The sequence below is a fragment of the Stenotrophomonas genospecies 3 genome (genome assembly GCF_054473855.1).
In genome coordinates this window covers 259878-273117 of the sequence record NZ_JBTMUR010000001.1, presented here as the reverse complement: position 1 = coordinate 273117, position 13240 = coordinate 259878, and the positions used below count along the sequence as shown (strand labels likewise).

Genomic DNA, 13240 nt, shown 5'->3' with positions numbered 1-13240 from the left:
AGCAGGTCTTCCGCGCGGTGGCCGAAGCGCTGGGCTGATGCCGCGGTAGTGCCGGCCGCTGGCCGGCATCGCCGTGCGGTAGGATCACTGCGGTTGCCGGCCAGCGGCCGGCACTACCGGTCCCCGGTTTCCCTGGAGATGCGTGGCTGGTATTGGCCGCTGCCGATGCAGCAGGTCTTCCGCGCGGTGGCCGAAGCGCTGGGCTGATGCCGCGGTAGTGCCGGCCGCTGGCCGGCATCGCCGTGCGATGGGATCACTGCGGTTGCCGGCCAGCGGCCGGCACTACCGGTCCAGGGTTTCCCACGGGAAGCGTGGCAGCGCGTCCACCGCCTGTTCCAGCCGCCGCGACCAGTTCTGGTGAATATCGGCATACAACGCCGAATCCGCGCCCAGCCGCAGCTGCTGGCCGATGCGCAGCTCGCCGTCGCGCAGCAGCGCCAGATCGATCGGCAGGCCCACCGACAGGTTGGAACGGATGGTGGAGTCCAGCGAGACGATCGCCGTACGCGCGGCATCCTCCAGGTGTGTGGCCGGGCTGAGGATGCGGTCGAGGATAGGTTTGCCGTACTTGGACTCACCGATCTGCAGGTAGGGCGTTTCCGGCGAAGCAGCGATGGCGTTGCCGAGCGGGTAGATCATGTACAGCCCGGGACGCTCGCCGGCGATCTGGCCGCCGAAGATCAGCGTGGCCTGGGTGTTGACCCCGTCATGGCCGTGTTCGCTGTGGCTGCTGTGCACCTGGCTGTCCACCAGCAGCTGGCCGACGTACTCGGCGGCTTCGAACAGATGGGCCATGTCGCGCAGGTTGGGCGTGCGCCGTTCGGCGGCATCGCGCCCCAGGCGCGACACCAGCAGCTGGGTGGTGGCCAGGTTGCCAGCCGCCATCAGCACGTAGGCTGCCTGGCCGGGGTACTCGAACACGTGCAGCTTGCGGTGCACGCGCACATCGTCCAGCGAGGCATTGGTCCGGGTGTCGGCGGCGAAGACCAGGCCCTCGTCCACCTCGATTCCAACGCAATAGGTCATGTCGGTGCCCTATCATGTGCGTCCCGGATTGTAGGCAGGCCGCCGTGACGACGGCATGTCCACGCCCCCCCAAGTGCCGTCACCTGAACCGCATGACCACCGTGCTCCTGAGCCTGGGCAGCAACGTCCAGCCCCGTCGCTACCTCCACGCCGCGGTGGCGGCCCTGCGCGAGCGCTTCGGCGCGCTGCAGGTGTCGCCCGCCTACCGTACCGCCGCGGTCGGCTTCGATGGCCCGGCCTTCCTCAACAATGCGGTGGCGATCGAGACCGATCTTCCGCTGCAGGAACTGGACGACTGGCTGCATGCGCTGGAAGACGCGCACGGGCGCGACCGCAGCGGGCCGCGCTTCTCCGATCGGACCCTGGACATCGACGTAGTGTTCTACGGGGATCTGGTGGTGGAAGGTCCCGGCCACCTGCGCATTCCGCGCCCGGAGCTGAAGCACGCCTTCGTGCTGAAGCCGCTGGCCGACATCGCGCCGGGCTTCATCGACCCGGTCAGCGGGTTGGACCTGGCAACGCTGTGGCGTGCGCACAGACAGTTTGGCGAGGCGTTCGAGGTGGTGGACCTGGAATGAGGGTGGTTGCCGGCCAGCGGCCGGCACTACCGCTCGCGCCGGCCGCTGGCCGGCAACATTTCAACTGACCGTGCGCCCACCATCCACGCGCAGGGTGTGGCCGGTGACGAAGCTGGCTTCGGCCACCAGCCAGTAGACCGCCTCGGCGATCTCCTCGACCGTGCCGATCCGTGCCAGCGGCGTGCGCGCCAGCAGCGCCTCGCGGGCGAAATCGTCCTTGCCCTGTTCGGGCCACAGGATCGCCCCCGGCGCTACCGCATTGACCCGCACTTTCGGCGCCAGCTCCAGCGCCAGCGAGCGGGTGGCCATCTCCAGCGCGGCCTTGGCCATGGTGTAGGCGATGTGGTCGCGCATCGGGTCGGTGCCGTGCAGGTCGGTCAGGTTGACGATGCAGCCCTGCTGGCGGCGCAGGTAGGGCGCCGCCGCCTGTGACAGCAGCAGCGGCGCGCGCGCATTGACCGCATACAGCTCGTCCATCGCCTCGGCGGTGACCTGGCCGAGTGGGGTGGGGAAGAAGTTGGAGGCGTTGTTGACCAGTGCATCCAGTCGCCCGAAGTGGGTGACGGCCTGCTCCACCAGGTCGGCCAGGGCGTCGGCGTCGCGCAGGTCGGCCTGCAGGGCCAGCACGCTGCCCGGGCGCACGTTGTCGAAATCGAACGCGGCCTGCTGCAGCTCCGCGCTGGAGGTGTTGGCGTGCAGCACCACCGACCAGCCACAGGCATGGAACTGGCGGGCGATGGCCGCACCGATCCGGCGCGCGCTGCCGGTGATCAGGACCACGGGGTGGGTGTCGCTCATCGAGGGTCCTCCAAGGCTCGGCTATCCTGTGCACCATTGTCACCGCATTCGAAGACGCCATGCAGCCCACCTTCCCCCTGCCCGAAGCCGATGCCCTGGCCCACAGCGACCAGCTGGCCGCCGCCCTGCGTGCCGAAATCCTTGCGCAGGGCGGGGCGATGCCGTTCTCGCGCTTCATGGAACTGTGCCTTTACACCCCCGGCTGGGGCTATTACAGCGCCGGCGCCAGCAAGTTCGGTGGCAGCGGTGACTTCACCACCGCGCCCGAGCTCGGCAGCCTGTTCGCCGGCAGCGTGGCCAATGCGCTGGCGCCGGTGTTCGCCCAGCTGGGTGCGCAGGCGCGGATGCTGGAACTGGGCGGTGGTACCGGCGCCTTCGCCGAAGCGGTGCTGCTGCGCCTGGCCGAGCTCGACGCGCTGCCGTCGCGCTACGCCATCCTCGAACCCAGCGCCGACCTGCGCGAGCGCCAGCAGCAGCGCCTGCAGCAGAACCTGCCGGCCGAGCTGGCGGCGCGCGTGGACTGGGTCGACCGCCCGTTCGAGGAGGACTGGGAGGGCGTGGTGTTCGCCAACGAGGTGATCGACGCATTGCCGACCCCGCGCTTCCTGATCCGGGATGGCGAGGTCTACGAGGAAACCGTGGAGCTGGATGCCGAAGGCAACTTCATCCGCGGCGCGCAGCCGGCCGACATCCTGCTCAATGGCGCGGTACGCCACATCGAGCGCTATCTGGAAAAGCCCTTCGCCGAGGGCTACCGCTCCGAAGTGCTGCCGCAGCTGCCGTACTGGCTGCAGGCGGTCGCCGGTGGCCTGCAGCGTGGCGCGATGCTGTTCGTCGACTACGGTTACAACCGCGGCGAGTTCTACCAGCACGACCGCGACGATGGCACCGTGCGTGCGTTCTACCGCCACCACGTGCACAACGACGTGCACCGCTGGCCGGGCCTGCAGGACATCACGGCGTCGGTGGATTTCACCGCGATGGCCGAGGCCGGCGTGCACGGCGGTTTCGAGCTGGCCGGTTACTGCAGCCAGGCCAGTTTCCTGCTTGGCAACGGCCTGGACCAGGTGCTGCTGCTGGCCGAGGAACGCACCGATGAGGTCGGCCGCATCCAGCTGCGCGACCAGGTGAAGAAGCTGACCCTGCCGACGGAAATGGGCGAGCGCTTCCAGGCCATCGGCCTGCAGCGAGGCGTCGACTTCGAACCGGCCTTCGAGCTGGGTGACCTGAGCTGGCGCCTGTGAGCCACGCGTTGCCGGTGATCAAGCCGCTGCGGCGGCCCCGGCTCTGGGCCGCGCTGTGGGCGGCGGCAGTACTGCTGGTGATCGTGGTCTGCCTGATCCCACCACCGCCGATTCCGTTGCCGGAAAACAGCGACAAGGGCGAACACTTCCTCGCCTATTTCATCCTGGCCGGCAGCGCGGTGCAGCTGTTCCGTCGGGGCCGCCCGCTGCTGTGGGTGGGCGTGGGCCTGGTGCTGATGGGCATCGGCATCGAGTTCGCGCAGGGCGCGCTGACCAGCAACCGCATGGCCGACCCAATGGATGCGCTGGCCAACACCATTGGCGTGCTGGCCGGCATGGCCACTGCACTGACCCCGATGCGCGACCTGCTGCTGCGCTGGCGCGGGTAAAGGCGTGCCAACCAAGGTTGGCACCTACCGGTAGATCCACGCTGCGTGTGGATGGAATCAGTAGATCCACGCCATGCGTGGATGAGCTGCCCGAGGTGCCGACCAAGGTCGGCACCCACCATGACAGACCTGTCATTACTTCCCCAGCGTGACCTCATCCAGCACCCACATCGCCGGGCGCGTGTCGCCGGTGAAGTTGATGCACAGGTCGCCGTTACCCTGGGTGCCCTTCGGCAGCGTCGCACGCAGCGTCACGAAGCCATCGGCATCCGGCTTGGCCGGCAGCGGTACCTCAGCCAGCACCTTGCCGCTGCAGTCGCCGCGACGCACCTGCATCTCGCCGTGGGCACGCTTGGCCTTTTCGAAACGGCGCTTGGGTTCGTCGTGGGCCAGTTGGAAGTAATACGGGATGCGACCTGCACGCACTTCCACGCTGCCGATGCCGTCCAGCTGCGCCTGCGGCCAGCGCCAGCACGGCTGGAAGATGTCCACGTTGAACACCGCACGGTTGCCTTCGCGTGGGCCATCGTCTTCCAGGCGCAGCACCAGGCCCTTCTTGCCCACGCAGCTGAGCAGCTCATCGCTGCGGCGGCTGAGCAGCGACTGTGCGGTGAAGGTGGCAATGGTCGGTTTCGCCGCCAGCATCTGGCCCTGGTAGAACGCGGCAGCCTGCACGGTGGTTGGCAGCTTTCCGGTCAGCGGCTGCTGGTACAGCGGCGACTGCGCGGTCACCGGCTGGCCATCGGTGCTGTAGCGCACTTCATAGCCCAGCGGATTGGCCAGCGACACGGTCACGGTGTTCTTCGCACGATCATCGGTGTAGTCCACGACTACTTCGAACGGGGTCTGCGCATAGGCCAGGCCCCAGGCACGGTAGCGCTGCAGCTGTGCCGGCAGGCGTGCGAGGAAATCGCGGAAGTCGCGATGTTCCGGCGTGCTCCAACCGGTCTCGGCCACAGCGGCCAGGCGCGGGAACAGGTTGTGCTGCAGGCGCGCATAGCTGCGCGTGTGCTCGGTGAACATGTTGGCCTGCAGGCCGAGGATGTGCCCGTGCTTGTCGGCGGCCAGTTCTGCCGGCACCGGCTCGAAGTTGTACAGCTTGCCGAGATTGACCTGGGTCGGACGGCCCGGCGGTTCGTTCGGCGAGGCGGTCTGCAGGTAGTCCAGGTACAGGTAGCCGACCGGCGACATGATCACGTCATGGCCGGCACTGGCTGCAGCCAGGCCACCTTCGGTGCCCTGCCACGACATCACCGTGGCCTGGGGCGGCAGCCCGCCTTCGAGGATCTCGTCCCAGCCGATCAGGCGCCGGTCGTGTTCCTCCAGGAAGGTCTCCAGGCGCTTGATGATGTGGCTCTGCATGGCCATCTCATCCTTGATGCCCAGTGCACGCATGCGCTGCTGCACCTGCTTCGAAGCTTCCCACTGGTCCTTCACTGCCTCGTCGCCACCCACGTGCACGTACTTGGCCGGGAACAGTTCGATCACTTCCTCCAGGACGTTCTCGAGGAAGCTGACGGTGCTGTCTTCCACGTTGAACAGGTTCGGGAACACGCCCCATTCGCTGATCGGCTTCAGCGGGGTATTGATCGAACCCAGTTCCGGATACGCGGCGATCGCTGCGGTCGCGTGCCCCGGCACATCGATTTCCGGAATCACCTGGATATGCAGCTTCGCGGCATAGGCGATCACTTCGCGGATCTGGTCCTGCGTGTAGAAGCCGCAGTACGGATGCTCCTGGCCGCTGACCGGATCGATGCCACCGTCGCCGGCCGGCAGGCGGCAGCTGCCCACTTCGGTCAGCTTCGGGTAGCGCTTGATCTCCATGCGCCAGCCCTGGTCATCGGTCAGGTGCCAATGGAACGTGTTGAGCTTGTGTGCGGCCATCGCGTCGAGCACGTGCTTGATCTCGTCCAGGCTCTGGAAATGCCGCGCCGAGTCGAGCATGAAGCCGCGCCAGCTGAAGCGCGGTGCATCCTGGATCTGCACCGCCGGCAGCACGCCGTTACTGCCGCCGGTGGCGAGCTGGGCGAGGGTGGTCGCGCCGTAGAACAGGCCGGTCTCGTTGCCGGCCTGCACCAGCACGCCTTCTGCGGTGCTTTCCAGCGTGTAGCTTTCGCCGCTGTCGCGGAAGGTGGGCACGATCTGGAAGCGGATGCTGCCGGTCTTGGCTGCAGCCTTGCCCTTGGCCGGTGCAAGGCGCGGACCGCCGCTGCGGGCCAGCAGGTCGGCGAACTGGTTGGCGACGCGCTGCGCGACTTCGCCTTCGGCCTGCAGCACGGTGTCGGCGCGAACGGTGATGCCGCTGCCCTGGCCGGCCTGCACATTGCTGGGGGCGGGAATCAGCATCAGGCTGCCGGCGCGCAGCTGCGGGCCGGGTGCTTCAGCGGCAGGCGTGGGATCGGCGGCGAGTGCCGGCAGTGCCGGCAGCAGAGCGAGCAGGCTGCCCAGCAGCACTGCGCTGCGCATCCGGGCGCGGGAAGGCTTGACCATCGGAACGACTCCTTGGAACGGTGCGATGAACGCTATACATGAAAAACGCCGGGCCCGGAATGACCCAGGCCCGGCGTGCGTGCACGACTCGGCGATGTTGCCGCCGCAGGATCAGTACTTGAAGCGGAAGTTGAGGTAGTACTGGCGGCCGTTGCTGTAGAAGGAGGTCGGGATGGCCGCGGTCTGGTAGTACTTGTAGGTCGGGTTGTTGAGGTTGAGCGCATCGAAGCTGATGCTCAGCCAGTCGGTGGCCTTGTAGCTCAGCGATGCCGACAGCGTGCCGAAGTCATCCTGGTAGTACGGGTTGGCACCGGACAGGCCGATCAGGAACGACGAGCGGCGCGTGTAGCTGACGCGTGCACCGAAGGTGTCGTTCTCGAAGTAGGCACCCACGTTGTAGGTGTTCTTCGAAGTGCCCAGCAGGTTGTCGGTTCCATCGGCCCAGGTGTGCTCGGTGCTGCCATCAGCGTAGGTGTAGTTGGCGTTGACGCCGAAGTACTCGCCAATCGGCTGCTCGTAGGCCACTTCGATACCGCGCACCTTGCCGTCGGCGTTCTTCGGACGCGAGATGTCGTACTCCTCGAGCTGGTTGGTCAGCTCGCTGAACAGCATCTGCTTCTCGGTGCTGAAGGCCACGTAGTCCTTCAGGCGCATCGAGTAGGCACCGACCGACAGCATGCCGCGCGGCATGAAGTACCACTCCAGGTTGGCGTCGAAGTTGGTCGAGATCACCGGCTTCAGTTTCGGATTGCCGCCGCCGCCCTTTCGGTTCAGATCCGAGCCGTACGAAGACGCACCCAGTGCGGAGTAGTCGGGCAGGGTCTGGGTCTGCGAGGCGGCGAGGCGCAGCACCAGGTCGTCGCGCAGGTCGTACTTGAAGTTCGCGCTCGGCAGCACGCGGTTGTGCTTGTTCTCGAAGGCTTCGCGGGTCCACGCACCGAACAGGCTCTTCACGTCCGGCACGGTCGAGCCGGTGGCGGTGGCGTAGGTATCGATGTCCTGCTTGATGTTGACGTAGCGCAGGCCGACGTTACCGCTCCAGCGGTCGCCGCTGAAGTTGCCCTGCACGTAGGCGGCGAAGTTCTTTTCGGTCACCTTCCATTCGGCGCCATAGTTGTGGCGGCCATCCGGACCGTCATTGCCCGACAGCCATTCGGAGTTGTTGGTCACCGCATTACGCAGTGCTGCCGGGGTGTAGTACCAGATGTTGCGTGGGAAGTTGCCGCCGATGTCGCCGGCGAAGCCACCCGGGTAGTTGGCGGTGGGGCTGCCGCGCAGGGCGTCCCAGATGTTGCCTGGGGTGGCGCCTTCCGGCGACTTTGCTTCACGCGTGTGGTCGGCGTAGCGCGCGCCGAAATCGATCGAGCTCAGCACGCCTGTGTTGAAGTACTGGCTGAAATCGACGTTGGCCCACTTTTCCTTGTCGATCGCAGTGACCTGCTGGTTGCCCCAGGTGCCGCCCCAGCTGGCGCCGGCAGGACTGATATCGCCCCCCACATTCCAGTCCACCGGCGAGCCGTTGCCATGGGTGGTCCAGCTGGCGCCGCCACCCTTTGCAGTCAACAGCTCGGCGATGTACTGGCGCGGCGTTTCGCCAGTGCCCTTGGTGGTACCGGCCTGGAACTTCGCAGTCAGGTTTTCGCTGACCTGCCAGTCGGCATCCAGGGTGATGTAGTTGGTCTTGGCCGTCGACTCGCGGTAGATCATGTCGTACACCGCGTAGTTGGTGTCGGGCATGCCCTTGTAGCTGGCCTGCGTCAGCACGCCATCCTTCACCACATAGCCCGGATCAGGCGCCTGCGACTTGCCGAAGCTGTTGCCGAACATCATGAAGTTGCGGTTGTAGTTGTTGGCTTTCAGCTTGGAGCTGAAGCCGCTGAGTACGAAGCTCAGATCATCGGTCGGCTTGAACTGCAGCGAAACCAGGCCACCCGTACGCTTGCGGGTCTGCTCGAACAGGGTTGAGCCCAGCAGGCCCGGAACCTGTACGCCGAGCAGATCCGGGTTGGTCTTGGCCACCGGATCGTTGGCTTCGATAGTGAAGAAGCCACCCGGAATCTCCTGCGCTTCGCGGCGCAGCTCGCGCTTCTGGCTGAAGGCCTGCAGCATCACGCCGAAGGTGCCTTCATCGTTCTTGTAGTTGAACAGGGCCGACAGCTGCGGGTCGTTCGACTTGGCCTGGTCCGAGCGCACCGCGCCGATCGAGCCTTCCGCGGTGAACTGCTTGGAGAATTCCAGCGGCTTGCGGGTGATGATGTTGACGGTACCGGTGGTGCCGCCGTCCTGCAGCTTGGCCTGCGAGGACTTGTTCACTTCCACCGAGCTGACCAGTTCCGACGGCAGCAGCGAGTAGCTGACGCTGCGGCCGACGTTGTTGCCCTGGCTGAGCACGAACCAGTCGGCCGAGCCGACGGTATGGCCGTTGATCAGGGTCTGGGTCAGGCTCGGGCTGGTGCCGCGCAGGCTGACACGGTCGGCTTCGTCGAAGCCGCCTTCGTCGGCGCTGGACGAGCTGATGTTCACACCCGGCAGGCGCTGCAGGGTATCGGCGACGTTGTGCGCGGGCAGCTTGCCCACGTCTTCGGCGGTGACCACTTCCACGCGCGCATTGGCTTCGCGCTTGGTATCCAGCGACTTTTCCATCGAACCACGGATGCCGGTGACCTGCACGGTATCCAGGTCGGTGGCGGTCTGGGTGGCCTGCTGCGCGTGCGCGCTGAAGGCGAGGCAGCTGACGATGGCGGCCGAAAGCAGGGTCTTGCGGGTGTTCATGATGTCTCTCCTCATCACTCGATTGGATGCCGGCGGCGGTGTTCGATTACGGTTGCGATGACATGCGCGGGGCGGCGGCGAAGTCCCGTGCGTTGGCGTGCCACGTACTGCGTGCTGCGATTGCGTTGAAGCCTGTTGCGGTGTCAGGCGGCCGACTGCTGCAGGTACCAGCTGGCAGCGCCGACCACGCCCAGCTGGCCGTGCTCGACGACCTTCACCGGGATGCGTGCCAGCGCTTCGCCCATCGGTCCCTTCTGCAGGTAGCGTTCGACGAAAGTGCTGGCGTGCAGGTATTCACGGATCTGCGGCAGGATGCCGCCGGCCAGGTAGACGCCACCGTGGGCGCCGTAGAACAGCGCCATGTCGCCGATGGTGCTGCCGAGCAGGCCGCAGAACACATCCAGCGCCTGGCGCGCATGTGCATCGCTGTCGGCCATGGCCGCAGCGGTGACCGCGTCGGGGCTGGCCAGGGTCGGCGCCTGGCCCTGCAGTGCGCACACCGCGCGGTACAGGTTCATCAGGCCCGGGCCGGAGATCGCGTGTTCGATCGACACGTGCGCGCGGTCGCGCTGCATGTGGCGGACGATGGCCATTTCCAGTTCGGTGCTGGCGGCCAGGGTCGGTTGCCCGGCTTCGGTCGGGAGCACGACCGGGCCGTGCGCGGTAGGGATCCACAGCGCGGCGCCGAGGCCGGTGCCGGGGCCGACCACCAGGGTCGGGCCGCGGGCGGCGGTTTCCGGTCCGCACAGGTGCAGCACGCCACTGGCGTCAACCTGCGCGGCGGCGTAGGCCACGGCTTCGAAGTCGTTGACGATGTAGACCCGCTGCAGGCCGACGTCGGCTTCCACCTGGCGCGCCGACAGCGGCCACGGCAGGTTGGCGGTGATCACCGTGCCGTCCTCGCGGGCGTAGCCGGCACTGGCGACCACGCAATGCGTGGGCCGCGGGCCTTCGCCGAGGAAGTCGGACAGGATCGCGCTGAGGCCGGCATGGTCGGCGTTGCGGTATTTGCGGTACTCCAGCACCTGCACCGGATGGGCGGCATCACCGCTGGCCTGGACCCGGGCCACGCGCACATGGGTGCCACCGACGTCGGCGGCCAGGAACGTCGGCGCGACTCGGGACAGGACATGGGCCGGGGCGGGGTGGCTGGCGGTCACGCGGGCTCCTGCTGCAGGTGGGGCCGGCCCCGGGATCGGGGGCGGCGATTGGGGCGGAGTCTGTAACCCCGCTGACAACGATGTCAACGAGTTCGTGACACTTTCGTTGCTGCATCGCAACGAATGCGACATGCAGTAAACGTTTACATGACGTGAGTGCGGCTTTCACGTGGGAACCGTTGCCGCACATGGGCCAAGGCCTTCGGCGCATTCAGCACGATGCGTTGCGATCGGGTTGCGCAGTGCAGCACGAGGTTCACAGGGCTGCGTGTGGAAGTTGACAAACCGCAGCTGTCCATCGAAAGAATGTGACAACGTTGTTCCCAGCCACTCTCCGACGCCGCGTTCTGCGGCCGTCGCCGCAGGAGCCCTCCTGATGTCCGCCGTCCCCGCTGCAAGCGCGCGCCCGAACGTGGCCACCTCCATCGCCATCGTTGGCGTGTTGTTCTTCCTGATCGGCTTCTTCACCTGGCTCAACGGCCCGCTGATCACCTTCGTCAAGCTCGCCTTTGAACTCAGCGAGGTCGGCGCCTTCCTGGTGCTGATGGTGTTCTACCTGTCCTACTTCTTCCTGGCCCTGCCGGCGTCCTGGATCCTGCGCCGCACCGGCATGAAAAAGGGCCTCAGCCTGAGCCTGCTGGTGATGGCCGGTGGTGCTGCGTTGTTCGGTGAGTTCGCCACCCAGCGCTGGTACCCGGGCGCGCTTGGCGGCCTGTTCGTGATCGGCAGCGGCTTGGCCCTGCTGCAGACTGCGATCAACCCGTACATCTCCATCCTCGGCCCGATCGAGACGGCGGCACGCCGCATCGCGCTGATGGGCATCTGCAACAAGATCGCCGGCATGCTGGCGCCGGTGCTGATCGGCACGCTGGTGCTGCACGGCATCGGTGACCTCGATGCACAGGTGCAGGCCGCAGATGCGGTCACAAAGGCCGCGCTGCTGAACGAGTTTGCCGCCAAGATCCACACCCCGTACCTGGCGATGGCTGCGCTGCTGGTGGTACTGGCGGTGGCCGTGCTGTTCTCGCCGCTGCCGGAAATCAAGTCGTCCGAAGCCAACGCCACGCCGGCGGCTGCCGGTGCCGCCGAGCGCCGCAGCATCTTCCAGTTCCCGCACCTGTGGCTGGGCGTGCTGTGCCTGTTCGTCTACGTGGGCGTGGAGGTGATGGCCGGTGATGCGATTGGTACTTACGGGCATGGCTTCGACCTGCCGCTGGACCAGACCAAGATGTTCACCTCGCTTACCCTTGGCGCGATGCTGGTGGGCTACGTGGTCGGCCTGCTGCTGATCCCCAAGGTCGTGTCGCAGTCGCGCTACCTGACCATTTCGGCGGTGCTGGGCGTGGTGTTCTGCCTGGGTGCCTGGGCCAGCCACGGCTATGTATCGGTGGCCTTCGTGGCCCTGCTGGGCTTCGCCAACGCCATGATGTGGCCGGCGATCTTCCCGCTGGCGATCCGCGGCCTGGGCCGCTTCACCGAAACCGGCTCGGCCCTGCTGGTGATGGGCATTGCCGGTGGCGCGATCATTCCGCAGCTGTTCGCCGTGCTCAAGCAGCACATCGACTTCCAGCTGGTGTTCGTGTTGCTGATGGTGCCGTGCTACCTGTACATCCTGTTCTACTCGGTGGTCGGCCACCGCGCCGGCCTGCCGCAGGACAAGGCCTGATCGGCGATGATGGACGGCAGCCAACCCCAGGGAAAACCCATGCGCAGAGCGACCATCAAGGACGTTGCGGAAAAGGCCAAGGTCTCGCTGAAGACGGTCTCGCGGGTGATCAACAACGAGCCTTCGGTGATGCAGGCCACCCGTGCGCGGGTGCTGCGTGCCATCGCCGAACTCGATTACGAACCCGATCCATCCGCGCGCAACCTGCGCAGCGGCACCACCTTCGTGATCGGGCTGGTCTACGACAACCCGAACCCGTACCACATCATCGGCGTGCAGAACGGCGTGCTGGCCGCGTGCCGCGAGACCGGTTTCGGCCTGCAGATCCATCCCTGCGATTCCAGCTCGCCGCTGCTGGCCGATGAGCTGGCCGACTGGGTGCAGCGTTCGCGCCTGGCCGGGTTGGTGCTGACTGCACCGATGTCCGAGCGCCGCGACCTGATCCAGGCGCTGACCGCGCGCGGCATCAAGCTGGTGCGCATCATTGCGGCCACCGAAGACCCGGCCGATGGTGCCTGCGTATTCGTCGACGACCGCGAGGCGGCCTACGAAATCACCGAGCACCTGATCCAGCTGGGCCACCAGCGCATCGGCTTCCTCTGGGGCGGCATCTCGCACCGCTCCTCGGGCGAACGCTATGCCGGTTACGAAGCCGCGCTGAAGGACTACGGCATGACCGTGGACAAGCATCTGGTGGTGCAGGGCGACTACACCTTCGACGATGGTTTCCGCGGCGCGCGCCGGCTGCTGGCGCTGCGCGAGCCGCCCACCGCCATCTTCGGTTCCAACGACGAAATCGCTGCCGGCGTGCTGGCCGCCGCCAAGTCGGCCGGCATGAACGTGCCCTACGACCTGTCCATTGCCGGCTTCGAGGACAGCCCGTTCTCGCGCCAGTCGTGGCCGCCGCTGACCACCGCCAAGCAGGCCACCGAGGACATCGCCCGCCATGCCGCGCGCCTGCTGATCGCGCAGCTGCGCAGCGACGCCTATGACGATGCGCCGGCACCGCTGCACAACCAGGGCTTCGTGCCGCAGCTGGTGGTGCGCGGTTCGACCGCGCCGATGCGCCCGGCCGGCGCACGCCCCCTTCCTTCCGATCCTGCCTGAGCCCGCC

At 66.7% G+C, this 13240-nt stretch carries 11 protein-coding genes; 6 read left to right on the top strand and 5 right to left on the bottom strand.

What is annotated here, in order from left to right; all coding sequences use genetic code 11:
* Positions 1–207, top strand: a 207-nt coding sequence (locus tag ACX9OT_RS01180) for a hypothetical protein (RefSeq protein WP_459000597.1), incomplete at its 5' end; no start/stop codon positions are given.
* A 75-nt stretch (positions 208–282) separates the two neighbouring features.
* On the opposite strand, the gene ACX9OT_RS01175 is transcribed toward ACX9OT_RS01180, so the two are convergent.
* Positions 283–1026: a proteasome-type protease gene (locus tag ACX9OT_RS01175; RefSeq protein ID WP_032130415.1), complete on the bottom strand. Its 744-nt coding sequence runs from the start codon at positions 1024–1026 to the stop codon at positions 283–285.
* A gap of 92 nt (positions 1027–1118) precedes the next feature.
* Here ACX9OT_RS01175 and folK point away from each other — a divergent pair, with 92 nt between their 5' ends.
* Positions 1119–1604, top strand: coding sequence for a 2-amino-4-hydroxy-6-hydroxymethyldihydropteridine diphosphokinase (folK, locus tag ACX9OT_RS01170; RefSeq protein ID WP_049461486.1), 486 nt, complete (start codon positions 1119–1121; stop codon positions 1602–1604).
* A gap of 60 nt (positions 1605–1664) precedes the next feature.
* Here folK and ACX9OT_RS01165 read toward each other — a convergent pair whose 3' ends face one another.
* Positions 1665–2402, bottom strand: a complete 738-nt coding sequence (locus ACX9OT_RS01165) for a pteridine reductase (protein ID WP_024957037.1) — start codon at positions 2400–2402, stop codon at positions 1665–1667.
* 59 nt (positions 2403–2461) lie between these two features.
* Between ACX9OT_RS01165 and ACX9OT_RS01160 the strand changes: the two genes are divergently transcribed.
* Together ACX9OT_RS01160 and ACX9OT_RS01155 are read left to right on the top strand one after the other, a co-directional pair.
* Positions 2462–3646, top strand: a complete 1185-nt coding sequence (locus tag ACX9OT_RS01160) for a class I SAM-dependent methyltransferase (RefSeq protein WP_049461488.1) — start codon at positions 2462–2464, stop codon at positions 3644–3646.
* Complete coding sequence (locus tag ACX9OT_RS01155) at positions 3643–4035, top strand: VanZ family protein (protein WP_032130419.1); 393 nt, start codon at positions 3643–3645, stop codon at positions 4033–4035. The genes ACX9OT_RS01160 and ACX9OT_RS01155 overlap by 4 nt, the downstream gene beginning before the upstream one ends.
* Positions 4036–4170: 135 nt before the next feature.
* Here ACX9OT_RS01155 and ACX9OT_RS01150 read toward each other — a convergent pair whose 3' ends face one another.
* The 3 genes from ACX9OT_RS01150 to ACX9OT_RS01140 all read right to left on the bottom strand — a co-directional run bounded on the left by ACX9OT_RS01150 (position 4171) and on the right by ACX9OT_RS01140 (position 10460).
* The gene (locus ACX9OT_RS01150; RefSeq protein WP_459000592.1) at positions 4171–6528 is read right to left on the bottom strand and encodes a beta-N-acetylhexosaminidase; all 2358 of its coding nucleotides are present in this window, start codon (positions 6526–6528) and stop codon (positions 4171–4173) included.
* 111 nt (positions 6529–6639) lie between these two features.
* The gene (locus ACX9OT_RS01145; RefSeq protein ID WP_049461490.1) at positions 6640–9300 is read right to left on the bottom strand and encodes a TonB-dependent receptor; all 2661 of its coding nucleotides are present in this window, start codon (positions 9298–9300) and stop codon (positions 6640–6642) included.
* 143 nt (positions 9301–9443) lie between these two features.
* Positions 9444–10460, bottom strand: a complete 1017-nt coding sequence (locus ACX9OT_RS01140; protein ID WP_032130422.1) for a glucokinase family protein — start codon at positions 10458–10460, stop codon at positions 9444–9446.
* 376 nt (positions 10461–10836) lie between these two features.
* On the opposite strand from ACX9OT_RS01140, the gene ACX9OT_RS01135 reads away from it, so the two are divergent.
* Entirely contained in the window at positions 10837–12126 is a 1290-nt protein-coding gene (locus ACX9OT_RS01135; RefSeq protein ID WP_277779308.1) for a sugar MFS transporter, read from the top strand.
* Between the two features lie 39 nt (positions 12127–12165).
* The gene (locus ACX9OT_RS01130) at positions 12166–13233 is read left to right on the top strand and encodes a LacI family DNA-binding transcriptional regulator (RefSeq protein WP_006391719.1); all 1068 of its coding nucleotides are present in this window, start codon (positions 12166–12168) and stop codon (positions 13231–13233) included.
* The last annotated feature ends 7 nt before the right edge of the window (positions 13234–13240 follow it).

What these genes read in the sequence shown, in the direction of transcription:
- folK (WP_049461486.1), top strand. Translation starts at nt 1,119, where the DNA reads ATGACCACCGTGCTCCTGAGCCTGGGCAGCAACGTCCAGCCCCGTCGC.
- ACX9OT_RS01150 (WP_459000592.1), bottom strand. Translation starts at nt 6,528, where the DNA reads ATGGTCAAGCCTTCCCGCGCCCGGATGCGCAGCGCAGTGCTGCTGGGC.
- ACX9OT_RS01135 (WP_277779308.1), top strand. Translation starts at nt 10,837, where the DNA reads ATGTCCGCCGTCCCCGCTGCAAGCGCGCGCCCGAACGTGGCCACCTCC.
- ACX9OT_RS01165 (WP_024957037.1), bottom strand. Translation starts at nt 2,402, where the DNA reads ATGAGCGACACCCACCCCGTGGTCCTGATCACCGGCAGCGCGCGCCGG.
- ACX9OT_RS01130 (WP_006391719.1), top strand. Translation starts at nt 12,166, where the DNA reads ATGCGCAGAGCGACCATCAAGGACGTTGCGGAAAAGGCCAAGGTCTCG.
- ACX9OT_RS01175 (WP_032130415.1), bottom strand. Translation starts at nt 1,026, where the DNA reads ATGACCTATTGCGTTGGAATCGAGGTGGACGAGGGCCTGGTCTTCGCC.
- ACX9OT_RS01160 (WP_049461488.1), top strand. Translation starts at nt 2,462, where the DNA reads ATGCAGCCCACCTTCCCCCTGCCCGAAGCCGATGCCCTGGCCCACAGC.
- ACX9OT_RS01145 (WP_049461490.1), bottom strand. Translation starts at nt 9,300, where the DNA reads ATGAACACCCGCAAGACCCTGCTTTCGGCCGCCATCGTCAGCTGCCTC.